Here is a 24,365-nt window from a genome sequence, read left to right on the forward strand (position 1 = left end):
AACCAGTGGCTCGAAGGACACCATGTGCAAAAATCCGGCCATGCCTTTCGCTGATTCGGGCCGTCACCGCATCGCCGTCCTCGCCCTCGACGACGCGGTCCCGTTCGACGTCGGGATCCCGGGCCAGGTGTTCGGCGCGGCCGAGCGCGACGGCGGGAAGCTGTACAGCGTCCACGTGTGCTCACCCGGCGGGGCGCCGGTGGAGACGACCGCCGGGTACGCGATCGCGCCGAAGTACGGGCTCGAGGAGCTCGAGACCGCGGACACCGTGCTCGTCCCGGGTATCCGCGGGCTCACCGCCGGCACGCGGGAGTTCCCGGCCGAGGTGCTCGGCGCGATCCGGGCCGCCGCCGCACGCGGCGCGCGCGTGGCGTCGATCTGTACCGGCGCCTTCGTCGTGGCCGCCACCGGGCTGCTCGACGGGCGGCGGGCCACCACGCACTGGATGTGGGCGGACTCGTTCCGCGCGCGGTACCCCGAGGTCACGCTCGACCCGGACGTCCTGTTCATCGACGAGGGGCCGATCGCGTCGTCGGCCGGGGTCGCCGCCGGGATCGACCTGTGCCTGCACCTGGTCCGGCGCGACTTCGGCAGCGAGGTCGCGAACCGGGCCGCCCGGCGCTGCGTGGCGCCGCCGTGGCGCGACGGCGGCCAGGCGCAGTTCGTCGAGCGGCCGATGCCCGCGGTCTCCGACGCCTCGACCGGCCCCACCCGGGCCTGGGCGCTCGAGCACCTGGACGAGCCGCTCGACCTGGCGACGATGGCCGCGCACGCCGGCATGAGCGTGCGGACGTTCACCCGGCGGTTCCGCCAGGAGACCGGCCGGGCGCCGGGGCCGTGGCTCACCGCGCACCGGCTCGAGCGGGCCCGGCACCTGCTCGAGGAGACCGACCTGCCGGTCGAGCGGGTGGCCGTCCGCGCCGGGTTCGGCACCACCGCGTCGCTGCGTCAGCACTTCGCGACGTCGGTGGGCACGTCCCCCGGCGCGTACCGCCGCACGTTCCGGGCTAGCTGACCGCCGCGGCCAGCACCGCCTTGCCGATCGCGTCCTGGGCCAGGTCGCTCCCGGTCAGGTAGAACGCGTCGACCACGGCGGAGCCGAACGTGCTGATCCGGGCACCGCGCACGGACGCGCCGGACTCCTCCAGCGCCGCCGTGACGTCGTGCAGCAGACCGCGCCGGTCCTCGGCCCGCAGTTCGAGCACCGTCGCGTCGGTCGAGGCGTCCGGGAGCCAGCTGACCTGCGGCGGCGCCGGGTCCCGGCCCTCGCGGGCCTCGGCCTCCCGCTTGGCCAGCGCACCGGACACGTCGTAGTTGCCGGCCACGGCCCGGCGCAGGTCGGCGGTGAGCAGCGCCGGATCCGGCAGGCGGCCGAACCGCGGCGCGGCACGCACCACGACGACCGGGTGGCCGTCGAACGTGCCCGCGTCGGCGGCGTAGACGTCGAGCCGGTGCAGCGCGCAGATGCCGGCCGTACGGCTGAGCAAATGCTGCACGTCGACGCCGCCGACGACCGCCACCTCGTCCCCGTGCACGCTGACCGTGCACCCGGTGGGGTCCGGTAGCGGCGACGTGGCCGCGAACACCTCCGCCGGGCGCGGACGCGCCACCGGGGCCGCTCCCTGCCCGATCAGCACGTGCACGCGCTTCACCAGGTCGCTGACCAGCCCGGCCTTCCAGCTGCTCCAGGCCGCCGGGCCGGTCGCCGAGGCGTCGGACTCGGTGAGCGCGTGGAGCACGTCGAGCAGGACGCCGTCGTACCCGACCGCGTCGGCCACCACCTCGAGCGTCGCCGGGTCGTCCAGGTCGCGCCGGGTCGCGGTGTCGGGGAGCAGCAGGTGGTGGCGCACCAGCCGGACCAGCCGGTCGGTGTCCTCGGCCGACAGCCCGAGCCGCACCGCGATGCCACCGGCGATCTCGGCGCCCACCTCGGAGTGGTCACCCGGCAGCCCCTTGCCGATGTCGTGCAGGAGCGCGCCGATCAGCAGCAGGTCCGGACGCGCGACCCGCCGGGCCAGCGGTGCGGCCGCGACGGCCGCGGCCACCAGGTGCCGGTCGACGGTGTAGCGGTGCAGGGCGTTGCGCTGCGGCAGCGAGCGGACCCGCCCCCACTCGGGCAGCCACTTCTCGACCAGGCCGTGCCGGTCGCACGCCTCCCAGACGTTGATCGCCGGTTCGCCCGCACCCAGCAGCGCGACCAGCGCCTGCAGCGCGGACTCCGGCCACACGTCGGGCAGCGGTGGTGCCGCGGACGCGAGCCGTTCCAACGCCGACCGGGCCGGCGGGATGTTCGCGACCGCCGACGACGCCGCGAACCGCAGCGGGAGCACGGCGTCCAGCGCCGGGTCGACGCCCCTGGCCAGCACGACCTCGCCGTTCTGCTCGACGACGCCGTCGGCCAGCGGACGCCGGTTGACCGTGTTGCGACGACGGATCGGCCACCGCCGCCGTTTGCTCAACAGCCCGTCGACCTGACGCCAGGCCGTGTCACCGGCGTAGGCGACGGTGCGCGCCGCGTCCGCGACGGCGTGCAGCAGGGCGTCGGCGTCGGCGTAGTTCAAGGCCGCCGCGACCGTGTCCTGCTCGGCCAGCAGCAGCCGGTCGAGCGCACGGTCGGCCGAGCGGTGCAGCGCGTCGCGGGTGTCCAGCAGCAGCCGGTAGGCGTCGCGCACGCTGCCCCGGGGCGCGTCGACCAGCTGCGCGTAGGCCAGCGCGCGGAGCGTCACCGCGTCGCGGATGCCGCCGCGGGCTTCCTTCAGATCGGGCTCGAGGAGGAACGCGAGTTCGCCCGCGGTGTGCCAGCGGGCCTCGGTGAGGTCGCGCAGTTCGCCCAGCCACCCGGCCGGACTGGCCCGCCAGGCCGCACGCACGGTGGCCGCCAGCTCGTCGGCAAGTGCACGGTCCCCCGCCACGTACCTGGCGTCGAGCAGGCCCAGCGCCGCTTTGACGTCGCTGCGTGCCACCGCGACCGCCTCGTCGACGGTGCGGACGGCGTGATCGAGGCCGACCGGTGAATCCCAGATCGGGTACCAGACCGACTCCGCGATCTCGGCGATCCGCGGGTGTCCGGTGTGGAGCAGAACGAGGTCGACGTCGCTGTGCGCGACGACCTCGCGGCGCCCCAGGCTGCCGACGGCAACCAGGGCCACCCCCGCGACCGGCGGCAGCAGGCCGGCCAGCCAGCGGTCGAGCGCGTCGGGGAGCTGGGTTCGGGACGGGGGCCCGGCGGGCCCCCACGGAGCCGGACGGCCGGCCGGGTCGTGCGACCCGGCCGGACCGTTCAGATTCCCAGCGTGCCGGTCAGAGGGCATCGAGTCCGCGCTCGCCGGTACGGACCCGGATCACCTCGTCGACCGAGGTGACCCACACTTTGCCGTCACCGATCTTGCCGGTGCGGGCGGCCGCGACCAGCGAGTCGACGACCTTGGCGGCGTCGATGTCGTCGACCAGGACCTCGATGCGCACCTTCGGCACGAAGTCGACCTGGTACTCGGCGCCACGGTAGACCTCGGTGTGGCCTTTCTGCCGCCCGTAGCCCTGGACCTCGGAGACCGTGAGGCCGGCGATGCCCAGCGCGGAGAGGGCGCCCTTGACGTCCTCCAGCTTGAACGGCTTGATGACTGCGGTGACCAGCTTGGCCATCGGGCTCTACTCCTTACCGGCCGGGGCCGCTTCGCGGACGCTCTGGTCGTTGATACCAGCCGGAGCCGGACCACCGACCGCGCTCGAGCGGATGCTGCTACCCGAGACGAAGTCGTACGCGGACTCGGCGTGAACGGCCGTGTCGATGCCGGTGACCTCCGCTTCCTCGTCCACCCGGAAGCCCATCGTCTTGTTGATGATGAAGCCGATGATGTACGTGAGGATGAAGGAGTAGGCCAGCACCGCGAAGGAGGCGACGAACTGCTTACCGAGCAGTCCGAGGCCGCCGCCGTAGAAGAGGCCGTTGGTGTCGGCCACGACGGTGTCGGTGGCGAGCAGACCGATCAGGAGCGAACCGGCCAGACCGCCGACCAGGTGCACCCCGACGACGTCGAGCGAGTCGTCGAAGCCGAGGCGGTACTTGAGACCGACGGCGAGGGCACAGACCGCACCGGCGAGCAGACCGACGATCAGCGCGCCCACCGGGTTGACCGAGCCACAGGCGGGGGTGATGGCGACCAGACCGGCCACCGCACCCGACGCCGCACCCAGCGTGGTGGCGTGCTTGTCGCGGACCTTCTCCACGACCAGCCAGGACAGCACCGCGGCGGCGGTGGCGACCTGCGTGTTGATGAACGCGATGCCCGCGGTGTTGTTGGCGGCGACGGCCGAACCGGCGTTGAAGCCGAACCAGCCGAACCACAGCATGCCCGCGCCGAGCAGCACCAACGGCAGGTTGTGGGGCTTGAAGCTCTCCCGCGGCCAGCCCTTGCGCTTGCCGAGCACCAGCGCGAGCGCCAGGCCGGCGGCACCGGCGTTGATGTGGACCGCGGTTCCACCGGCGAAGTCCAGCGCGCCGAGCTGGTTGGCGATCCAGCCGCCCTTGGTGGTGTCGCTGTCGAACGCGAACACCCAGTGCGCGACCGGGAAGTAGACCAGCGTGGCCCACACGCCGGCGAACACCATCCAGGCGCCGAACTTCGCCCGGTCCGCGATGGCACCCGAGACCAGCGCGACGGTGATGACGGCGAACATCAGCTGGAAGGAGGCGAACACGGTCTCCGGCAGCGTGCCGGAGACCCCGGTCAGCGTGCCCTTCAGGCCGATCTTGCCCAGGCCGCCGACCAGGCCGCCGAAGGCGTCGTCGTCGAACGCGAGGGAGTACCCGTAGAGCATCCACAGGACCGAGACGAGCCCGAGCGCACCGAAGCTCATCATCATCATGTTGAGCACGCTCTTCGCGCGGGTCATCCCGCCGTAGAAGAGCGCAAGACCCGGCGTCATGAGCAGGACGAGGGCGCTGCTGGCGAGGATCCAGGCGGTATCGCCGGAGTTGATTTCCATGCCCCTCCTTCCGAGGAACAAAGATGTGGGGGGTCACCGCGCGGCGGTGAGGGCCGGGTAACCCTTCGCCGTGCGTCGGGGCCAGCGTGCTGCGATGACGTTTCGACGGCCGTTCAGACGAGTTTCTGGTTCGTGACGCTGTGTTTCTTCGCAGTTAACTCTTCCTCATGCCGATTTCACGCCGCGGCACGCTGACCTGCAGAAATCCGTACCATCCCGGGCATGACGCCCACTGTTCCCAGGTAGGGGTCCCCTCGATGAGCCAGCCGGCGTCAGCCCGCTCACACCCTCCGATCGTCCTCGTCGGGTCCGACGCGCTGGCCGCCCGGCTGGTCGGGGAACTCGCCAAACTGGACGACGTCGACACCGGGAGCGTGGCCCGGCGCACGCGGCGTCCGCCGGGGAACCCGTCGTCCTGGGTGACGGTCGTCGTGCCCGACCTGGACGGCCCGTTCGTGCCGCACCTGAAGCGCTCCGGCGCCGCCGTGCACATCGGCTCCGGGCGCGACAAGACGGTGCTCGAGGCGGCCGGCGTCGCCACCGCGTCCGCGCTGGTGCTGCTCACCGACGACGACGTCGCCAACCTGCACGCCGCGCTGGCCGCCCGTGAGCTGCAGCCCGGTATCCGGTTGGTGATCCGGATGTTCGACGAGAAGCTCGCCGCCCGCGTCGAGGAACTGTTCGGGCGCGACTGCACGGTGCTCTCGTCGTCGTTGATCGCCGCGCCGTCGTTCGTCGACGCCGCGCTCGGCGACGGCCAGCAGCTGATCGAGATCGGCGGCCGGACGCTCAACGCCGGCCCACCCGCGACGATCGCCGGCCACCCGCTCGTCGTCCTCGCCCGGGCCGACGCGCGCCGGCCCGACGGCACCGTGCTGCTCCCCGCCCGCGGCGCACCCGACGCGGAGCTGGTACTCGGCGAACCCGCGGTGCCGGTCCCCGGCGCGGGCCTCCGCCGGCGACGGATGCGCTGGCCCGGAGGGGTCACCCGGTGGGCGAGCGCGCGCCTGCGCTGGACGCTCGCCGGCCTCTCGGCGCTGGTCGCGGTCGGCTCGATCGTGCTGCGTCAGGACCTGGGGCTGAGCTGGCTCGACTCGTTCTACGGCATGGTGTCGACGCTCACCACCGGCGCACCCGACGGCATCGAGCGGGCCGGCACCGCGGTGACCTTGTTCGTGGCCGGTTCGATGCTGGCCGGCGTCGTCCTGATCGCACTGATCACCGCGTTCGCGGTCGACGACCTGTTGGGCAGCCGCCTGTCCGGCGTGCTCGGCCCCTCGGTCGGGCGCACGTCGGACCACGTCGTGGTGTGCGGGCTGGGCACGGTCGGCCTGCGCATGGTGGAGCAGCTGCGTGCCGCCGACATCCCGGTCGTGGGCATCGACACCGACCCGGACGCCGCGGTGGCCGCGGTCGCCCGCCGGCTCGGCGTCCCCGTGCTGCGTGGCGACGCCAGCGACGAGCACACGCTGCGTGCCGCCCGCGCCCACCGGGCCCGCAGCGTCGTCGCCGCGACCGACGACGACGTGGCGAACGTCGAGGTGGGCCTCGCGGTCTGGGCGATGGACCAGAACCTGCGGATCGTGCTGCGGCTGTTCGACCAGGACCTGTCCGACCGCATCACCGGCGCGCTGCCGCAGGCGGTCTCGCTGTCGGTCTCGGCGGCGGCCGCGCCGGTGTTCCTCGCCGCGATCCTCGGGCGCGAGGTGAAGGCCGCGATCGGGCACGGCCGCAACGTGCTGCTGGTCGCCGAGGTGCCGGTCGGGCCCGGTAGCCCGGCCGCGGAGCAGCCACTGGGCGAGCTCGAGCAGGCCGGTCGGGTGCGGGTGTTCGGGCACGTCCGGGAGGGCGCGGGCCGGCGGGTCCGCACGTGGAACCCGGACCTGGACGACGCGGTGCGGGCCGGCGACACGCTCCTGCTGGTCGCCACGCGCTCCGGCCTCGCCGACGTCCTGCTGCGCACCGGCGCCACCAGCGACGTGCCGGTGAGCCCCGGCGTCCGGCCCGGGCTCCGCGGTGCGCCGGCCCGGCGTCGCTTCGGTCCGGTGGCGGCTCCGCGGGCCGGTCGGTGGAACACCGGGCACGTCGCGGTGCCGACATGGTGGAACGGCTTGTCGGCGCTGCGTGCGATCCTCGACCGCCGAGGCGTGGAGCTCCGCGACAAGGATGATCGCCGCTGGTGACACCGGGGGTGTGCCCGCCCCCGTTTCGCCGGGGCCTGGTGGCCGCGGCCCGGGACGCGCCGCGGACCCCGCGTTCGCGGCGGACGCCGGCGTCGGCGTGTTCGCGCGGGTCGGGCTGCGGCGGCTGACGGCTGTCAATACCGCGACACGGACGCGCGGATTGTCGGTGGGGCCTGCGATTCTCAGGATCGAGACGGACGAGGAGGTGCCCGATGCGCGGTATCGCTGCCCCTGGTGACACTTGGGGCATTCCTGGCCCGACGTTCCTGATCGGATACGTCGTGCTCGCCGGTGTGGTGATCTGGATGACGATCCTGCTGCGCCGCGGTGTGGCGCGCGGTCCGGCCACCGAGAACCTGCTGCCGCAGTCCGACCCGTTCGCGCTGGCGTTGCTCGCCGGCGGCCCGCAGCTGGTCGTGCAGTCGGCGATCGCCGGGCTCCGCTCGCGGCACCTGGTCACCGCGGCGTCCGGCGGCGGCGTCAAGGCGAACGGCGCCACGGCCAAGGGCCTGCACCCGGTGGAGAACGCGGTGTTCCGCACGATCACCGGCCGCAAGCGCCACGTGTACCAGATCGCGGCCGACCGTCGCGTGAAGGCCGCGCTCACCGACGTCCGCAAAGGCCTCCAGCGCGACGGGCTGATGCTCGACGAGGCGCAGCGCACGCTCTACCGGCTGCTGGGCCTGCTGCCCGTCACGGTGATCGCGCTCGGCTCGGCGCGGTGGTGGAACGGCGTCGAGAACAACCGGCCGGTCGGGTACCTCACGCTGTTGCTGATCGTGCTGGTCGTCGTCCAGATCGTGTTCGCGGTGCGGAGCGCGCCGCAGAAGTCCGGTGCGGGCAAGCTCGCGCTGCAGCAGGAGATCACGCGTCACGACCACCTCAAGCCCGAGTACAGCCCGTCCTGGGGCGCGTACGGCGCGGGTGGCGCGGCGATGGGCGTCGCGTTGTTCGGGGTGGCGTCGCTGTACGCGGCCGACCCGGCGTTCGCGGCCGAGGCCGAGCTGCGCCGCCAGGCGGCCGCGTCGTCCGGGGGTGGCGGCGACAGTTCGTCCACGTCGTCGTCGTGCAGCAGTTCCTCGTCGTGCAGCAGTTCGTCGTCGTGCGGCGGCGGTTCGTCGTGCGGTGGCGGTGGTGGGTGCGGCGGATGATCGGTTCCGGGGCTGATGACGTCGGCGCACGGCCGTCGCCCGGCGCGGTGGTAGCGGTGGGGCGTGGTGGGTTGCCCGAGTTGGGGGTCGGGGTCGGGTGGCGGCCGGAGATCGCCGGGGTGGTCGCGGACGTGCCGGGGTTGCGGTTCTGCGAGGTCGTAGCGGAAGGCATCCACACGCACGTGCCGCTGTCCGGCCCGCTGGCGGTCCTGCGCGAGCGTGGCGTGACGCTGGTGCCGCACGGGGTCCGGCTCTCGCTCGGCGGCGCCGAACCGGTGGAGGCCGCGCGCGTGGCCCACCTCGCCGCGTGCGCGGAACTGCTCGACGCGCCGCTGGTCAGCGAACACATCGCGTTCGTCCGGGCCGGCGACGTGGAGGCCGGGCACCTCCTGCCGGTGCCCCGCACCCGCGCGGCGGTGAACGCGCTGGCCGCGAACTACCGTCGCACGATCGACGGACTCGGCGGCGTGCCGCTGGCCCTGGAACCGATCGCGGCGCTCTTCGACTGGCCCGACGACGAGTACGACGAGGCCGACTTCCTCAACGCCGTACTCGACCGCACCGGCGCGATGCTGCTGCTCGACGTCGCGAACGTCTACGCGAACGCACGCAACCGGGGGCAGGACCCGGTCGCGCTGCTCGACCGGTTGCCGCTCGACCGGGTCGCGTACGTGCACGTCGCGGGCGGACGGGAACACGAAGGGCTCTACCACGACACCCACACGGACGCCGTGCCGCAGCCGGTGCTCGACCTGGTGACGGCGCTGGCCGAGCGCGCGACCCCCGCCGGTTGGCTCCTGGAACGCGACGGCGACTATCCCCCGGCCGAGGTCCTGCGCGCCGAACTGGCGTCCATCACCGCCGCGGTCGAGGCCGGCACGAGAGCGGCCAGCCTCCGATGACCGAGGGGTCGGGTCTTCCCGCGGCCGTCGCCGGGGTTGCCGGCGAGCAGGGTTTGGTGGCCGCAGGTGTCCCGAGGGCCGCAGCAGATCTTTCGGCCGCTCCAGGCCCGCGTGGCATGCCGGCAGCAGAGGTAGCACCGACGGCGGAGGCCACTCCCTCTGCGGAGGCGGTGGTTCCGGTGACCCCGTCGGTTCCAGGCGCGTTGGTTCTGGGCGCCGTGTCAGCCGCTGGCTCGGCGGGCCCGGCTATGCGGGTTTCGGCAGTGCGAGCTGACGCCGCGGCGACTACGGACGCTGCGATGGACCTGGCGCGGGGTGCACCGGCTCCCCCGGAGGCCACGGAGGCCACGGAGGCCTCAGACAACCCGGAGGCTGCAGAGAGCCCGGAAGCTGCAGAGAGCCCGGAAGCTGCGGCGCTGGCTGAGGCCGGGGCGGCTGCGGAGCTGGCTGACACCGAGGCGGCTGCAGTGCTGGCTGACGCCGAGGCGGCTGCGGAGCTGAGGGCTCGGCAAGCTGCCTTGGTGGCGGCGCTGGTGGCGGGTGGGGAGTTGCCGGCCGGGTTCGACAGTGAGCGGGTGGGTGCGACCCGGCGGGCGCTGCTGCGCAAGCGGGCGGGTGAGGTGGCCAAGGCTTGGCCGCTTCTAGCTGCCTCCCTGGGGGCGAAGTTCACGCCGCTATTCGTGCAGTGGGCTGCCGGTCGCCCACCGGCTGGATCCCGCGCGGACGGGTTGGCGTTCGCCCGGCACCTTCGCGACTCGGGTGAGCTTCCCCCGCTCGCCGCGCAGGAACTGGCCGCCCACGAGCCCACACCCAAGCGCCGCTGGTTCCGCCGCACCTGAGTCCGCACGCGCATCGCCACCCAAACGCCGCCAGTCCCGGCGCACCCGAACCCACACCTGCACCGCCACCCAAACGCCGCCGGTCCCAGCGCGCGCTTGAACCCGCGCGCCGCCTATCAAGCGCTGTTGGGTTCGCCGGACCTGAATCCGCCTGTGCATCGGCACCCGAGCGCCGCTAGTCCCGCCGCACCTGGACCCGCGCGCACCGCCAGCGGAAGGCCGCTGGCTCGGACGCCCCCACACCCACCGAACGACCGGATGTGCGCCGCTCAAGCCGGCACGCTGAGCTCAACAGGAACCATCGGCCGAGCGCGGGCTTCGGGTTCCTGGATCGGGCACGACTTACCGACCTAGGGGTGCGGGTTCGGTCCAGCGGGGCCTGATGCCAACCACTGGTCGAGGGCCCCCTTCCGGCGCGCGCCGCGCATCCTGCCCCGCCAGCGGGAAAACGCTGCTGGTTCGGCGCCACCGATCGTGCGCCGCTGGTTCCAGCGCCCCTGGTTCGGCACAGCCCAAGGAGCGCAATTCCAGCGCCGAGCCCGCCACCAATCAGCACTCCAACGGCCCTGAACCCGACAGCAGCCCCAGGACCCCAGCGCCCCCGGCCACCCCGGCCACCCCGGCCACCTCAGCGTTCCCGGCCACCCCCGCCACCTCAGCACTCCCGGCCACCCCGGCCGCCGAAGCCGAGCACCGAGCACCGAGCACCGAGCACCGAGCACCGAGCACCGAGCACCGAGCACCGAGCACCGAGCCACCATTTCAGCGCTGCGCGCCGACGCCGAAACCATCCGCCCCGCGCTCCGGCCGACACGACGCCGAGGAAGACCGACGCCGAGAAAGACCGACGCCAACCAAAGACTCAGCGCAGGGCGTGCTCCAGCAGATGGCGCTCGTGGTCGATCAAGCGCAGATCACGCACCGGGCGCTTCAAATGCCCCTTCTGCACGATCCGAACGAACGCCGGTTCGCCGGCCTCGGCCATGCGGCGGATGCCCTCGATGTGGTCGACGATCCGGGTGCGGATGGTACGCACCAGACGAGCCCGGTCGCGGGGGGTCAGGCCGTACGCGTCGGCGAACAGGCGTAGCCGGCGGGGGCGGTCGGGGTGGCGCCAGCCGAGCGTGCGCGAGTCCCGGTCGGAGAAGAGCGGCACCCACGTCCACGCCGAGTACGCCACGTCGTAGATGCGCGCTCCGGGCGACGACAGGTCGAAGTCGATCATCGCGAGCGTGCCGTCGGGCCGCCAGACCACGTTGTGGGGGGCGGCGTCGTGGTGGCAGATGACCTCGGTGTCGGGCGGCGGCGGGCCGAACGACCGCCAGCGGGTGCCCGGCGGTGGCACGAAACCGGCCTGGGCGTCGTGGAACAGCCGCAGCATGGTGGCTACGGTGACCAGCGCCTCGTCCGTGGTCCAGTGCGGTTTGAGAGGGTACTCGCCGGTCTCGCCGTCGAGGTACGAGAGGACCTCGCGCCCCTTCTCGTCGATGCCGAACGCGCGGGGTGCACCGGTGAACCCCACCGCCTCGAGGTGACGCAGCAGCGCGTGCACGGCCGGTGTCCACGGCCCGGCCGTGCGGCGGACGGTGTCACCGACCCGCACGACCGTGCTGACGCTGCCGCCCTCGAGCGGGATCTCCTGTTGGGTCACGCCGCCTCGCCGAGTAGCGCGTCGACGAACGCCGCCGGCTCGAACGGAGCCAGGTCGTCCGGGCCCTCACCGAGGCCGATGAGCTTCACCGGGATGCCGAGTTCGCGCTGGACGGCGATGACGATGCCGCCCTTGGCGGTGCCGTCGAGCTTGGTGAGCACCACCCCGGTGACGTCGACGACCTCGGTGAACACCCGGGCCTGTATCAGGCCGTTCTGACCGGTCGTGGCGTCGAGGACGAGCAGGGTCTCGTCGACCGGCCCGTTCTTCTCGATCACCCGCTTGACCTTGCCGAGCTCATCCATGAGGCCCACCTTGTTCTGCAACCGGCCAGCGGTGTCTACCAGCACGGTATCCACCTTCGACGCAATTCCCTGCCGAACGGCGTCGAACGCCACCGAAGCGGGGTCGGCTCCCTCCGGCCCCCGCACGGTTTCCGCACCGACCCGCTCGCCCCAGGTCTGCAGCTGGTCGGCGGCGGCGGCGCGGAACGTGTCGGCCGCGCCGAGCAGCACCGTCCGGCCGTCGGCGACCAGGACGCGAGCGACCTTTCCGCAGGTCGTGGTCTTTCCGACGCCGTTGACGCCGACCATCATGACGACGGCGGGGCGGTCGTCGTGGGGCAGCGTGCGCAGCGAGCGGTCGACGTCGGCCCCGATCGCGGCCACCAGCTCCTCGGAGAGGAGTTTGCGCAGGTCGTCGGGGGTGCGCGTGCCCAGTACCCGGGTACGTTCACGCAGCCGCTCGACGATCTCGGTGGTGGCCGCCACCCCGACGTCGGCGGTGATCAGCGCGTCCTCGACCTCTTCCCAGTCGTCCTCGTCGAGGTGGTCGCGGGAGAGCAGCGTCAGCAGGCCGCGCCCGAGCGCGTTCGAGCGGGCCAGGCGCCCCCGCAACCGCACCAGCCGCCCGGCGGTCGGCTCCGGCACGTCGAGCGCCGGTGCCGCCGGTTCGACGACCTGCGGTTGCGCCGGCTCGGGTGGGGCCAGCGTGTCGGTGCCGCCCCGCGCCTCGTCGGCCACCTCACCGGCGACCTGGCCCGGGGTCACCGGCGGCAGATCGATCCGGCCACGGCGGCGGGGAACGAGCAACCCGACGCCCGCGCCGATGAGCACGACGAGCAGGATCGCTCCGAGGATCAGGTACTCCATGACACGAATCCTGTCAGACCCGTGCTTCCCGCGGCATCGTGGCTCCACAGCAAGGCCGTGTCCGGCTCCCGGCGGGCACCGTCTTGGTACGCGTGCGGACGTTCGAGATGATGGACTAGAGGGGAATGTCAGAGCCTGCACGCTGCATCGACGACAGGATTGACACACATGGCTGAGCTCGTACTGGGCCCCGTCCTCCGGCACGTCACCGAAACGAGCGTCACCCTGTGGGTGGAGACCGATGTGGCCTGCGAGGTGGACGTCCTGGGCCGCACCGCCCGGACGTTCTGCGTCCATGGGCACCACTACGCCCTGGTGGTCGTCGACGGCCTCGAGCCCGGTTCGCAGCAGCAGTACGAGGTCAGACTCGACGACACCGTGGTGTGGCCGGAGCGGGAGTCGGTCTACCCGCCGTCCCTGCTCCGCACGCTGGCGCCCGACCGTCCGCAGCGGCTGATCTTCGGTTCCTGCCGTCACGCGACGCCGAACGCGCTGGAGAAGCTCGGGTACGAGCCCGACGCGCTCGACACGTACGCGCAGCGGATGGCCACCGAGGAGCCCTCCCGGTGGCCGGACGCCGTCCTGCTGCTCGGTGACCAGGTGTACGCCGACGACACGTCGCCCAAGACGCAGGAATTCATCCGCGACCGCCGGCCGGTCGACGCTCCGCCGTTCCTCGAGGTCGCCGACTTCGAGGAGTACACGGTGCTCTACCACGAGTCGTGGAGCGACCCGGACATCCGCTGGCTGCTGGCCAACGTGCCGAGCGCGATGATCTTCGACGACCACGACGTTCGTGACGACTGGAACACCTCGTACGAGTGGCGGCGAGACATCGAGCAGACGTCGTGGTGGCGTTCACGCATCATCGGCGGGCTCACCAGCTACTGGGTCTACCAACACTTAGGGAATCTCGCCCCGGACGATCTGGTGACCGACTCGATGTGGCTGGCGGTCCGCGCGGCCGGCGACGCCGGGGTGGACGCGGGCCCGCTGCTGGAACGGCTGGCCGCGACGGCGGACGCCGAGGTGGACGGCGATCAGGACGCCGCCGGCATGCGGTGGAGCTACAAGATCGACTACGGACGCACCCGGGTCCTGGTCGTCGACACCCGCTGCGGGCGGATCCTCACCGAGACCGAGCGGGCGATGATCAGCGACGCCGAGTTCGACTGGCTCGCCGAGCAGCTCGACGGGGACTACGACCACCTGCTCATCGCGTCGTCGTTGCCGTGGTTGTTGCCGTGGGCGATCCACCACGTGGAGAACTGGAACGAGGCGCTGTGCGCGGGCTCGCGCGGACCGCGGCTGGCGAAGTTCGGCGAGGTGGTGCGGCGGGCCGCCGACCTGGAGCACTGGGCCGCGTTCTCCGACTCGTTCGAGCGGCTCGGGAAGCTGCTGGCGTCGGTGTCGCGGGGTGAGCGCGGGCCGAAACCCGCGAGCATCAGCGTGCTCTCCGGCGACGTGCACCACGCGTACGTCGCGAAGGCGTCGTTCGATCCGCCGGGGTCGGTGCCGGTGTACCAGCTCGTGGTGTCGCCGGTGCACCAGACCGTGCCGGGCGCGATCAAGATCGGGTTCACCGTGGGGTGGAGCCGCACGGCGGCGGCGATCGCACGGCCGCTGGCGCGGTGGGCGAAGGTGCCGAAGTCGCCGGTGCGGTGGGAGCGCCTGGCCGGTCCGTTCTACGGCAACGAGCTCGGCACGCTGGTGATCGACGGGCGGGTGGCCCGGTTCAGCCTCGAACGCGCACTCCGGACGCCGGGCAGCGCACCGCGGCTGGCCACGGTGAACCAGACCCCGCTCTCCTGGCGCGACGACACCACCGCCGACCCGGTGGCCCCGTTCCCGGCACGGGCGCAATTGAGCTGAGTCCCGCGCGCAGCTGAGCTAACACTTCGGGCGTCCGGAACGCGAATGACCCCGCCGCGCGGCGGGGTCATTCTGGGTTCACCGACGAACCGAGGAGGAAGTCATGAGCTACGGAACCGAAAGCTACGAGGAGTCCGGCTCGGCCGGCACCGACTACTACTGCTACGAGAACGGCTACTACTACCGCGCCTCGCGCTAAGCCGTCACCTGGTCCTTGAGGCGCTGGCTGATCACCTGGGTGATCCCGTCACCGCGCATGCTGACGCCGTACAGCGCGTCCGCGATCTCCATCGTGCGCTTCTGGTGCGTGATGATGATCAGCTGGCTGGACTCCTGCAACTGCTCCAGCAACGTGATCAGACGCCCGAGGTTGGTGTCGTCCAGCGCGGCCTCGACCTCGTCCATGACGTAGAACGGCGACGGCCGCGCCCGGAAGATCGCCACCAGCAGTGCCACCGCGGTCAGCGACCGCTCGCCCCCGGAGAGCAGCGACAGGCGCTTGACCTTCTTGCCCGGTGGCCGCGCCTCCACCTCGACGCCGGTCGTCAGCAGGTCGTCCGGATCGGTGAGGAAGATCCGGCCCTCCCCGCCCGGGAACAGCGTGCGGAACACCACCTCGAACTCGCGCTGGGTGTCCTCGAAGGCGCTCTTGAACACCTCGTGGATCCGGTCGTCGACCTCCTTCACCACGGTCAGCAGGTCGCGCCGGGTGTCCTTGAGGTCCTCGAGCTGGGTCGAGAGGAACTTGAACCGCTCCTCGAGCGCCGCGAACTCCTCCAGCGCCAGCGGGTTGACCTTGCCGAGCAGCTGCAGGTCCCGTTCGGCCTTCGCGGCCCGCTTCTCCTGCGTCGGCCGGTGGTAGGGCAGCGCGGGTGGCGGTGGCTCGCCGTTCTTCTCGGCCTCGGCGATCTCGGCCTGCGTCGGCGGCACCGGCATCTGCGGCCCGTACTCGTTGGCCAGCGTCTCGACGTCGATCGCGAAGTCGTCGGCCGCCTTGGACTCCAGCTGCTCGATGCGCATCCGCTGTTCGGCCCGGGCCACCTCGTCGCGGTGCATCGCGTCGGTGAGGCGGTCCATCTCGCCGGCCAGCTCACGCACCCGGGCCCGGACGCCGGTGAGCTCGGCCTCCCGCGCGACCCGGGCCTCGGCCACGGCGTCGCGCTCGTCGGCCGCCGCCACCAGCGACGTCTCGATGCGGGTCAGCGCCGTCCGGGCGCCCTGCGAGACCGCGCGGGCCACCGCGGCGCCCCGGGCCCTGGCCGCGCGTGCGGCTTTGGCCCGTGCCTGCGCGGCCCGCTCCGACGCCGCCGCCCGTTCCAGCGACTCGGCCCGGCCGGCCAGTGAACGCACCCGCTCCTCGGCGGTGCGGACCGCGAGCCGCACCTCCATCTCGTTCTGCCGGGCCTGGCTCGCCAGCGCGTTGAACTCGTCGCGCTCGTCGGTGGACGGCTCGTCGTCGAGCGGCGTCTCCTCGGCGGCGACGAGACGCTCCTCGAGCGCCGCCAGCCCCTCCAGGTCCTTGTCGCGGGCCGCCTCGGCGCGCTGGCGGCCCTGGGCGAGCCGGTCGGCCTCACCGCGGGCCGAGCGGGCCGCGGCCGACAGCTCGGCGATCCGCCGGGCGGCCTGGTGCCGGGCACCCTCGGCCTCCTTCTGGGCCGCGGCGACGACACGCACGGTCTCCTTGCGGGTGTCGACCTCGGCGCGGGCGGCCTCGAGCTGCGCGCGGAGCCGTTCACCGCGACGCTCGGCCTCGGCGCGGTGGTCGCGGGCGTCGTCGACGGCGGCCTGGATCTCCAGCGTGCTCTGGGCCTTGGCACCACCGCCGGCGGCCTCGGTCGCGCCGAGGACGTCGCCCTCCGGGGTGATGGCCCGGACGCCCGGCTCCCGCGACACCAGCGCGCGCCCGGCCTCGACCGAGGGCACGAACGCGACCTGGTGCAGCGCGCGGCGCACCGCCGGACGCAGGTCGTCGCCGACCTTCACCAGGTCGATGGCCCACCGGACGCCGTCCGGCAGCACCGGCCACGGCCCGTCGGAACCGTCGGAACCACCGGCGACGAACAGTGTGGCGCGGCCCGCGTCGGCCGAGCGGAGCCAGCCGATCGCGTCGGCCGCGCTGCCCACCGACGCCACCGCGACCGCGTCGGCCAGCCCGCCGAGCGCCGCGGCCAGCGCCGCTTCGTACCCGGCCTCGACCGACAGCAGCCCGGCGACGCTCCCGAGCAGCCCCGGCACCTGGTCGCCCGCGGCCAGCAGCGCGCCGGCACCGTCCTTACGCGACAGACCGAGCGCCAGCGCCTCCTGGCGTGCCTTCCACTCCGAGGCCTCGCGCTCGGCGACCCGCTCGGACTGCGTCAGTTCGCGCACCCGCGCCTCGGCGGCCTCGAGTTCCTCGCGGGCGGCGGCGTGCCGGGCGAACAGATCGGTGTCGCCCTCGTCGAGGCCCTCGGCGGCCTCCTGGGCGACGTCGAGCTCGCCCTGCGCCTCGTCGGCGCGGCCACGGGCCTCGGCCAGCGACGCGGAGAGGCGGGCGATCTCGTCCTCGGCCGCGGTCGCCCGGGTGCGCAGCGCGTTGACCTGGCCGGTGAGCCGGGCCAGCCCTTCACGGCGGTCGGCGACGGCCTTCATCGCGGCGACGTGGGCGCGCTCGGCGTCGTAGGCGCGGCGCTCGTACTCGGTGCGCGCCTCGGTGGCCTCGGCCAGCCGGTCCTGATCGGCTTCGAGCGCCTCGGTGAGCGCCTCGTGCTGCTCGCGGACGACGGCGGCCTCACGCTCGAGGGCTTCGGGGTCGCGGCTGGGGCGGCTGTCCTCCGGCTCGGCCGAGAGGTAACGCAGCCGCTCGTCGGCGAGCTGCGCCAGGCCGCGGAGACGTTCCTGCAACGCGGACAGGCGGTACCAGGTGTCCTGGGCGCGGGCCAGCACCGGGGCGTCGGCCGCCATCTCGGTGTCGAGCTGGGCCTCGCGGGCCCGGGACGCTTCGAGGTCGGTCTCGACCTGCGCGCGGCGGGTACGGACCGCGGCCTCGTCGGCGACGTCCTGCTCCAGCGCGGTGCGCAGCGTGACCAGGTCGTCGGCGAGCAGGCGCAGCCGGGAGTCACGCAGCGCGGACTGCACGCCGGCCGCACGCCGGGCCACCTCGGCCTGGCGCCCCAGCGGCTTGAGCTGGCGACGCAGCTCGGTGGTGAGGTCGGTGAGGCGCGTGAGGTTCGCCTGCATGGCGTCGAGCTTGCGCAGCGCTTTTTCTTTGCGCTTGCGGTGCTTCAGGACGCCGGCGGCTTCCTCGATGAAACCGCGGCGGTCTTCCGGGCGCGACTGCAGGACGCTGTCGAGCTGACCCTGACCGACGATGACGTGCATCTCGCGCCCGATACCGGAATCCGAGAGGAGTTCCTGGATATCGAGAAGACGGCACGGGTCACCGTTGATCTCGTACTCGGAGTCACCGGTACGAAACAACCGCCGAGTGATCGACACCTCGGCGTACTCGATCGGCAACGCACCATCGTGGTTGTCGATCGTCAGAGTTACTTCCGCGCGACCGAGCGGCGCACGCCCCGCTGTCCCGGCGAAGATGACGTCTTCCATCTTGCCGCCACGCAGCGCCTTGGCCCCCTGCTCACCGAGCACCCACGAGATGCCGTCGACGACGTTCGACTTACCCGATCCGTTGGGACCCACCACGCAGGTGATGCCCGGTTCGAACCGCAGGGTCGTCGACGACGCGAAGGACTTGAAGCCCCTCAGCGTGAGGCTCTTCAGATGCACGGGACTCTGCCTGGGTGGGGGAAGGTGTCTTCAGACCATACCTTCCCCACCAGCGACGATCTGCGCAGACGGGGCCGTGTCGGAGCGGGCCGGTGCGGCGGCCCGGCTCGGGACCCGGGTGCCTCAGACGGGCTGGTGCTCCAGCTCGGCCACCCGGCTCAGCTCCGTGTCGCGGTCGGCCAGTTCGGCAGCGAGCCGGTCGTTCTCGGCGCGGAGTCGAGCCACCTCGAACTCCAACGTCCGTACCGTCCCGCGCAGCCGCACAACCTCGTCGCGCAGTCGACCGTCGGCAACGTTGCCGACATGGCCGAAGAGGGCCTTCGCCATTGGTGTCTCCTCGTATGGGCGTTCGAACGCCGTGGTTATGTGACCCATGGACGCGCGAAACACCGACCCCTGACGCGATGCCGACCCGAACGATCAGGCAGGGCATCGCAGGGCCGGTGCGTGTAGGGCGGCCGTTAACCCCTGGTCACGCAGTCCACTGAAATGGTCCGCTATACAGCTTACGGGGTCAGGCGTCCAAGGTCACGCCAGGCGTGGGGATGGGCTCCGCCACATTCGCCCATACCCTCGTCAGCGCTCGGAAAAACCCGTCAGTCCACCCTTCGCCGGACTGAATCGCTCAGCGACGTGATCAACCCGTCCGGGCGTACCACCTCCGCGCAGCAGGTTGAGGAGTACCTCACACTCCGCCCTGGTGCCCTCGGCCACCACTTCCACGCGTCCGTCGGCGGTGTTTCTGGCCCAGCCGACCAGGTCGTGCTCCAGTGCCCGACTCCGCGTCCACCACCGGAACCCGACGCCCTGCACCCGTCCACGAACCCACGCGGTCAGTCGAACCGGATCCGACGGCGGCGCGTCTAGGGGTTGACGAGTCTCCGAAGGGGTCACTTGACGAGGTACGCCATCCTCGGAGAGTTCACCCGCGTTCACGGCTGCCAACTGTAACCGTGCATTAAACCGACCTTGTGGTTGCGACGTGGGTCTGGTGTGCCGGTCTCACGCATTCCTAATGTTGCCGCCGATGGAGCACCAACGGAGTAGTTACCGACCCCGCCACCGGCAGGCCGACAAAGTCGGCCCGGCCCCGTGGCGATCCGCCGGGGGACGCGGCCGAACGCGTCAACGAGCCGGATTCAGCACCCGCAGCGTTCTGACCCTCGTGGTGCTCGCGTCGGTAGCCGTCGGGGCCTGGCTCCCCTTCTATCTGGGACGCGCCGGCGCCGACACGCTCGAGACCGCCGGAGGCGCGCCGGTCTCCGTCGACACCACCGAGACCGAGCCGGTCGAGGCCGCGAGCACCGAGGCGAACTCGTCCAGCGGGCAGGCCGCGAGCCGATCGAAGCGTCCCGCCGCGGCCGCGCCGAGCGCGGCGTCCGAATCGCCGTCGGCGTCACCCGCGGAGTCGGACGCGTCGCCGAGCGGCGAGGCCTCCGCGCCGAGCGAGTCCGAGGACACCGGCGAGCAGTCCGCGACGACGCTCTCGGCCCCGAACGAGACCGAAGAGGTCGTCGCGCTGGTCAACACCGCGCGCGCCCAGGCCGGGTGCGACCCGGTGCACGCCGACCCGAAGCTGACCTCGGCCTCGCTGCTGCACAGCCAGGACATGATCGCCCGCGGGTACTTCTCCCACAACACGCCGGACGGGGCGTCACCGTGGGACCGGGCCAAGGAAGCCGGCTACGAGGTGCCGACCGGCGAGAACATCGCGCAAGGCCAGAAGACGGCCGACGCCGTGATGGACGCGTGGATGAACAGCGAGGGCCACCGCGCGAACATCCTGAACTGCTCGTCCAAGGCGATCGGTGTCGGCGTGGCCGTCGACTCCGGCGGCACCGTCTACTGGACCCAGATGTTCGGCGCCGAGTAGTGGGCGGCCCGCTCAGAACGACGCTGACAGGCGAGCGGGCCTCCTTGAGACGCTAGGCAAATGTCGCGGCGTCGGCCCGCTCGACTGCCAGCGCCGCCCTGAGCGGGCTCCAGGTCAGAACAAATGCGCTCGGCGCTTCAGGCGTCTGCTAGGCGGGTGAGGTTGAGGGCCGCTACCGCGTAGGCGGTGCGGCGGTCGGTCGAGCCGGCGCGGCCCAGTTCCTCGAGCGCGGTGCGGCTGACCGGACCCAGCGCCAGCAGCGCCAGTGCGGCGGCGTCGGCCACCGCGAGCATCGGGTCACCGAGCAGGAGAACCAGCGTCGGCACCGCCCGGGCCGAGCCGAGCTCCCCCAGCGCCGTCGTCGCCACCGAGCGCAGCGCGGCCGGCTGGCCCCGGCCCACCGCGGTGACCAACGGCCCCAGCGCCGCCGGATGGCCCAGCAGCCCCAGCGTTCGCGCGGCACGCACGCGGACGTCGACCCGCTGGTCGGTCGCGAGCATGCGGATCAGCCGCCGGATCCCCTCGTCGCGCACCGCGGTTCAGGCCCGGGCCCGGCTGAGCATCGCGGTCACCCGGCTCTGCAGCTCACGCGGGCTGAACGGCTTGACGAGATAGTCGTCGGCCCCGACGTCGAAGCCGGCCTCGACATCGGACTCCTGACCCCTGGCGGTGAGCAGGACGACCGGGATCGCACTGGTCACCGGATCGGCCCGCAGCTCACGGCACACGTCCAACCCGGACATCCCCGGCATCGCCACGTCGAGCACGATGACGTCGGGCACCGCGCGCCGCGCCTCGGTGAGCGCCGTCGCGCCGTCGGTCACCGTGATCAGCTCGTGCCCCGCCGCACTCAGCTTGAAAGCGACCAGATCGAGGATGTCACGGTCGTCGTCCGCGACCAGGATCGTGCTCATGGGGGCATAGTCGCATACGAAATGTGACTTATGCCTCGATTACCACCGGGCGCGGCGAGGCTTCGGCTGACACGTCGGGCAGCTGTACGACGAGCGGTTCATGAACGCGTCGCGCCGGATCGGCGTACCGCACCGCGGGCACGCCTTGTCCTCCTGCCCGTACGCGGCCAGCGACCGGTCGAAGTACCCGCTCTCGCCGTTCACGTTCACGTACAGCGCGTCGAACGACGTCCCGCCCTGGTCCAGCGCCTCACGCATGACGTCCTGCACGGCGGTGAGCAAGCGTTGGATCTGCGGCCCGGTCAGCGTCTCGGTGGGCCGTGCGTAGTGCAGCCGCGCCCGCCAGAGCGCCTCGTCGGCGTAGATGTTCCCGACGCCGGAGATCAACGTCTGGTCCAACAGCGCCCGTTTGACGCCGGTGCGCTTGCGTCGCAGCGCGGCGGCGAACGTCGTCGGGTCGAACAGTGGATCGAGCGGGTCACGGGCGATGTGCGCGATGCTCGGCGGAACGTTCTCGCGGTCGCTGCCGGGCGCGGGCAGCGGCTCCACCGAGAGCCCGCCGAACGTGCGCTGGTCGACGAAACGCAGCTCCCGCTCGTGGTCGGTGAACGTCAGGCGCACCCGCAGGTGGGTCTCGTCGGGGGCGTCGGACGGCTGGACCAGCATCTGCCCGCTCATCCCGAGGTGGCCGACGAGCGCGTCACCACCGTCGGTGGGCAGCCACAGGTACTTGCCCCGGCGGTGCGCGGCGAGCAGCGTCCGGCCGGTCAGCACCTCGGCGAAGTGCAGCGGGCCGGCGGTGTGACGTCGGATCGCGCGGGGGTTGTAGACCTCGACCGACTCGATCGGGCGGCCGAGCACCCACCGGTCGAGACCGCTCCGGACGACCTCGACCTCGGGAAGTTCCGGCATCGCTCAGCCGGCGGAATCTGCGTCGGGACCGTCGATCGTGTCCGCCGCGCCCGGGTCGGCGAGCTGCGGGTTGATCGCGCTCGCGGGCGGGGCGGCGCCCGGCGTCGCTCCCGAGCGTGCGTCGATGCGGTTGCGCAGCGTGCGCCAGGCCAGCTCGGCCGCCTTCTGCTCGGCTTCCTTCTTGCTGCGCCCCTCGCCGCTGCCCAGTTCCTCGCCGCCGACGACCGCGGTCGCGGTGAACGTCTTGGCGTGGTCGGGACCGGCCTCGGTGACCCGGTACTCCGGGACGCCGAACGCGTTGCTCGCCGTCAGCTCCTGCAGGCTGGTCTTCCAGTCCAGCCCGGCGCCGCGCTGCGCCACGTCCAGCATCAGGTCGTCGAACAGCCGGTGGATCACCTTGGCCGCGGTCTCCAGACCGTGCTCCAGGTACACCGAGCCGAGCAGCGCCTCGAGCGTGTCGGCCAGGATGCTGGCCTTGTTCCGGCCCCCGGTGGCCTCCTCGCCCTTGCCGAGCAGGAGGTGCGCCCCGAGCCCACCGGGGCCCAGGTCACGCGCCACCCCGGCCAGCGCGCGCATGTTGACGACCGACGCACGCAACTTGGCCAGCTGCCCCTCGGGCAGGTCGGGGTAACTCAGGTAGAGCGAGGACGTGATCACCAGCCCGAGCACGGCGTCCCCGAGGAACTCCAGCCGCTCGTTGGTCGGCAGACCGCCGTTCTCGTACGCGTACGACCGGTGCGTCAGCGCGCGTTCGAGCAGCTCCGCGCCCAGTTCGACGCCGATCGCTTCCTCCAGCAGCGCTGCAGGGGGTCGCTCCCTCATCGCCGTGCCTTCTCTCAGGTCGCCGCCGGTGCGGCGGTCGTTCGGGCCTGCAAGCGGTTCTCGGACCGGCCGGCGCGCGCCGACGCGGTCTCGATCGGGGCCCCGTCCCGTGGCTGCGCCGCCGGGGTGTCCGCGGCGGGTTCCGACGGAGCCGGGTCGGGGGTCGATCCGGGGTTCTCGAGCATCGTGCGGAGCCGGGCCAGGTGGTTCTCCCGCGCCGCGCGCGTGGCCACCGCGATGCAGTCGGCGACGTCGGCCGGCGACGCGGCCCCGTGCCCGACGACCACGTGCCCGGCGACGCCGAGCAGGGTGGCGGCCCGGGGCGAGGTGGCACCGCGCTCGGTGAGGGCCAGCGCGCCTTCCAGCGTCTTGAGCACCACGTTGCCGGTGAAGCCGTCGGTGACGACCACGTCGGCGCGGCCGCCGAGCGGCACGTCGTACCCCTCGACCAGGCCGATGTAGTTCAGCCCGCTGCCGGCCAGGCCGCGGTCGGCCTTGCGGCGCAGCGCGTCGCCCTTGCCGGGCTCGGTGCCCACCGACAACAGCCCCACCCGGGGCCGGTCGAGGCCGAGCACGGTGCGCGCGAACGCGGCACCGAGACGGCCGTGCCGGACCAGGTCGGCGTCGGACGCGCCGGCGTGGGCACCCACGTCGACGAGCACCACCGGGTGCGCGACCGCGGGCAACACCGCCGCCAGCGCGGGGCGCCGGAAACCCGACAACTTGCCCAGTTCGGTGACGGCGGCGGCGACCAGCGCGCCGGTCGAACCGACGCTGACCACCGCCTCGGCAGCACCGTGCCGGACCGCTTCGACCGCCAGCCGCACCGAGGTGCGGCGGGAGCGGACGGCGCGGACCGGAGCGTCCGCCATCCCGACGCTCTCGTCGGTGGGGAGCAGCGTCACCCGATCGGCGACCGCAGCCCAGCGTTGGCGCAACTCGGCCGGCCCCGCGAGAACCAGGTGGAGCTCTGGATCCGTGGAAAGCGCGGCGAGCGCACCGTCGACGACGGCGTCGGGAGCACGATCTCCGCCGAGGAGGTCGAGCGCTACCCGCACCGGGCGCACGGCAGCGACCCGGGCGTACGTCGCCGCGGCGTCCTCGGACGCCGCGGCGGAGACGTGCGCCGGGTCACCGGCCGAGCGTCTCCTCGGGCTCAGACCGCGACGACCTGACGGCCGTTGTAGTAGCCGCAGTTCGAGCACGCCGCGTGCGGCAGCTTCGGCGACCGGCAACGGTCGCACGGCTGCGTGTTGACCGCGGTGGTCTTCCACTGGGCGCGACGCGAGCGGGTGTTGCTGCGCGACATCTTCCGCTTCGGAACGGCCACGGCTCTAGCTCCTG

The 24,365-nt window shown here is 72.6% G+C and carries 21 protein-coding genes; 7 read left to right on the plus strand and 14 right to left on the minus strand.

Features of this window, described 5'->3' with window-relative positions:
- Positions 1 to 40 precede the first annotated feature (40 nt).
- Positions 41 to 1,015: a GlxA family transcriptional regulator gene (locus ABD437_RS39465; protein ID WP_344654107.1), complete on the plus strand. Its 975-nt coding sequence runs from the start codon at positions 41 to 43 to the stop codon at positions 1,013 to 1,015.
- On the opposite strand, the gene ABD437_RS39470 is transcribed toward ABD437_RS39465, so the two are convergent.
- From ABD437_RS39470 to ABD437_RS39480, 3 genes are read right to left on the minus strand one after another with little or no spacing between them, the layout of a single operon-like run.
- A complete protein-coding gene (locus ABD437_RS39470) occupies positions 1,008 to 3,311 on the minus strand; it encodes a [protein-PII] uridylyltransferase (protein ID WP_344654108.1) in 2,304 nt (767 codons plus the stop codon). The two genes, ABD437_RS39465 and ABD437_RS39470, sit on opposite strands and share 8 nt — an antisense overlap.
- Positions 3,301 to 3,642, minus strand: coding sequence for a P-II family nitrogen regulator (locus ABD437_RS39475; protein ID WP_035857129.1), 342 nt, complete (start codon positions 3,640 to 3,642; stop codon positions 3,301 to 3,303). The genes ABD437_RS39470 and ABD437_RS39475 overlap by 11 nt, the downstream gene beginning before the upstream one ends.
- Before the next feature lie 6 nt (positions 3,643 to 3,648).
- The gene (locus ABD437_RS39480) at positions 3,649 to 4,986 is read right to left on the minus strand and encodes an ammonium transporter (protein WP_344654109.1); all 1,338 of its coding nucleotides are present in this window, start codon (positions 4,984 to 4,986) and stop codon (positions 3,649 to 3,651) included.
- A gap of 257 nt (positions 4,987 to 5,243) precedes the next feature.
- On the opposite strand from ABD437_RS39480, the gene ABD437_RS39485 reads away from it, so the two are divergent.
- The 4 genes from ABD437_RS39485 to ABD437_RS43250 all read left to right on the plus strand — a co-directional run bounded on the left by ABD437_RS39485 (position 5,244) and on the right by ABD437_RS43250 (position 10,061).
- Positions 5,244 to 7,169, plus strand: coding sequence for an NAD-binding protein (locus ABD437_RS39485; RefSeq protein ID WP_344654110.1), 1,926 nt, complete (start codon positions 5,244 to 5,246; stop codon positions 7,167 to 7,169).
- 212 nt (positions 7,170 to 7,381) lie between these two features.
- Positions 7,382 to 8,320 carry a TIGR04222 domain-containing membrane protein gene (locus tag ABD437_RS39490; protein WP_344654111.1) on the plus strand — a complete coding sequence of 313 codons (939 nt, stop codon included), beginning with the start codon at positions 7,382 to 7,384 and terminating at the stop codon, positions 8,318 to 8,320.
- Positions 8,236 to 9,222 (plus strand): MbnB/TglH/ChrH family RiPP precursor modification enzyme, encoded by a 987-nt coding sequence (locus ABD437_RS39495; RefSeq protein WP_344654112.1) that lies wholly within the window; start codon positions 8,236 to 8,238, stop codon positions 9,220 to 9,222. The genes ABD437_RS39490 and ABD437_RS39495 overlap by 85 nt, the downstream gene beginning before the upstream one ends.
- Before the next feature lie 299 nt (positions 9,223 to 9,521).
- On the plus strand, positions 9,522 to 10,061 hold the full coding sequence (locus ABD437_RS43250) for an SCO6045 C-terminal-like domain-containing protein (RefSeq protein ID WP_486304013.1): 540 nt from the start codon (positions 9,522 to 9,524) through the stop codon (positions 10,059 to 10,061).
- 862 nt (positions 10,062 to 10,923) lie between these two features.
- Here the strand turns inward: ABD437_RS43250 and ABD437_RS39505 are convergent.
- Together ABD437_RS39505 and ftsY are read right to left on the minus strand one after the other, a co-directional pair.
- On the minus strand, positions 10,924 to 11,712 hold the full coding sequence (locus tag ABD437_RS39505; protein ID WP_035857132.1) for a phosphotransferase: 789 nt from the start codon (positions 11,710 to 11,712) through the stop codon (positions 10,924 to 10,926).
- A complete protein-coding gene (gene ftsY / locus ABD437_RS39510) occupies positions 11,709 to 12,863 on the minus strand; it encodes a signal recognition particle-docking protein FtsY (RefSeq protein ID WP_344654113.1) in 1,155 nt (384 codons plus the stop codon). The genes ABD437_RS39505 and ftsY overlap by 4 nt, the downstream gene beginning before the upstream one ends.
- Positions 12,864 to 13,031: 168 nt before the next feature.
- Here ftsY and ABD437_RS39515 point away from each other — a divergent pair, with 168 nt between their 5' ends.
- Positions 13,032 to 14,735 carry an alkaline phosphatase D family protein gene (locus ABD437_RS39515; RefSeq protein WP_344654114.1) on the plus strand — a complete coding sequence of 568 codons (1,704 nt, stop codon included), beginning with the start codon at positions 13,032 to 13,034 and terminating at the stop codon, positions 14,733 to 14,735.
- Positions 14,736 to 14,930: 195 nt separating this feature from the next.
- On the opposite strand, the gene smc is transcribed toward ABD437_RS39515, so the two are convergent.
- From smc to ABD437_RS39530, 3 genes are all read right to left on the minus strand, one after another.
- Positions 14,931 to 18,500, minus strand: a complete 3,570-nt coding sequence (smc, locus tag ABD437_RS39520; RefSeq protein WP_344654115.1) for a chromosome segregation protein SMC — start codon at positions 18,498 to 18,500, stop codon at positions 14,931 to 14,933.
- 123 nt (positions 18,501 to 18,623) lie between these two features.
- Positions 18,624 to 18,827: a hypothetical protein gene (locus ABD437_RS39525; protein ID WP_344654116.1), complete on the minus strand. Its 204-nt coding sequence runs from the start codon at positions 18,825 to 18,827 to the stop codon at positions 18,624 to 18,626.
- Between the two features lie 249 nt (positions 18,828 to 19,076).
- Positions 19,077 to 19,394, minus strand: a complete 318-nt coding sequence (locus ABD437_RS39530) for an acylphosphatase (protein ID WP_344654210.1) — start codon at positions 19,392 to 19,394, stop codon at positions 19,077 to 19,079.
- A 271-nt stretch (positions 19,395 to 19,665) separates the two neighbouring features.
- On the opposite strand from ABD437_RS39530, the gene ABD437_RS39535 reads away from it, so the two are divergent.
- Entirely contained in the window at positions 19,666 to 20,373 is a 708-nt protein-coding gene (locus tag ABD437_RS39535; RefSeq protein ID WP_344654117.1) for a CAP domain-containing protein, read from the plus strand.
- A gap of 137 nt (positions 20,374 to 20,510) precedes the next feature.
- Here the strand turns inward: ABD437_RS39535 and ABD437_RS39540 are convergent, their stop codons facing one another.
- The 6 genes from ABD437_RS39540 to rpmF all read right to left on the minus strand — a co-directional run bounded on the left by ABD437_RS39540 (position 20,511) and on the right by rpmF (position 24,351).
- Positions 20,511 to 20,906 (minus strand): HEAT repeat domain-containing protein, encoded by a 396-nt coding sequence (locus ABD437_RS39540; RefSeq protein ID WP_344654118.1) that lies wholly within the window; start codon positions 20,904 to 20,906, stop codon positions 20,511 to 20,513.
- Positions 20,907 to 20,912: 6 nt separating this feature from the next.
- Positions 20,913 to 21,287, minus strand: a complete 375-nt coding sequence (locus ABD437_RS39545; RefSeq protein ID WP_344654119.1) for a response regulator transcription factor — start codon at positions 21,285 to 21,287, stop codon at positions 20,913 to 20,915.
- A gap of 39 nt (positions 21,288 to 21,326) precedes the next feature.
- Positions 21,327 to 22,199 (minus strand): bifunctional DNA-formamidopyrimidine glycosylase/DNA-(apurinic or apyrimidinic site) lyase, encoded by an 873-nt coding sequence (gene mutM / locus ABD437_RS39550; RefSeq protein WP_344654120.1) that lies wholly within the window; start codon positions 22,197 to 22,199, stop codon positions 21,327 to 21,329.
- Positions 22,200 to 22,202: 3 nt separating this feature from the next.
- A complete protein-coding gene (gene rnc / locus ABD437_RS39555; RefSeq protein WP_344654121.1) occupies positions 22,203 to 23,021 on the minus strand; it encodes a ribonuclease III in 819 nt (272 codons plus the stop codon).
- Positions 23,022 to 23,035: 14 nt separating this feature from the next.
- Entirely contained in the window at positions 23,036 to 24,079 is a 1,044-nt protein-coding gene (locus ABD437_RS39560; protein WP_425558358.1) for a phosphate acyltransferase PlsX, read from the minus strand.
- A gap of 98 nt (positions 24,080 to 24,177) precedes the next feature.
- Positions 24,178 to 24,351 (minus strand): 50S ribosomal protein L32, encoded by a 174-nt coding sequence (gene rpmF / locus ABD437_RS39565; RefSeq protein ID WP_344654123.1) that lies wholly within the window; start codon positions 24,349 to 24,351, stop codon positions 24,178 to 24,180.
- Between the last annotated feature and the right edge of the window lie 14 nt (positions 24,352 to 24,365).

It is taken from the genome of Cryptosporangium japonicum, assembly GCF_039524755.1.
GTDB classification, from domain to species: Bacteria; Actinomycetota; Actinomycetes; order Mycobacteriales; family Cryptosporangiaceae; genus Cryptosporangium; species Cryptosporangium japonicum.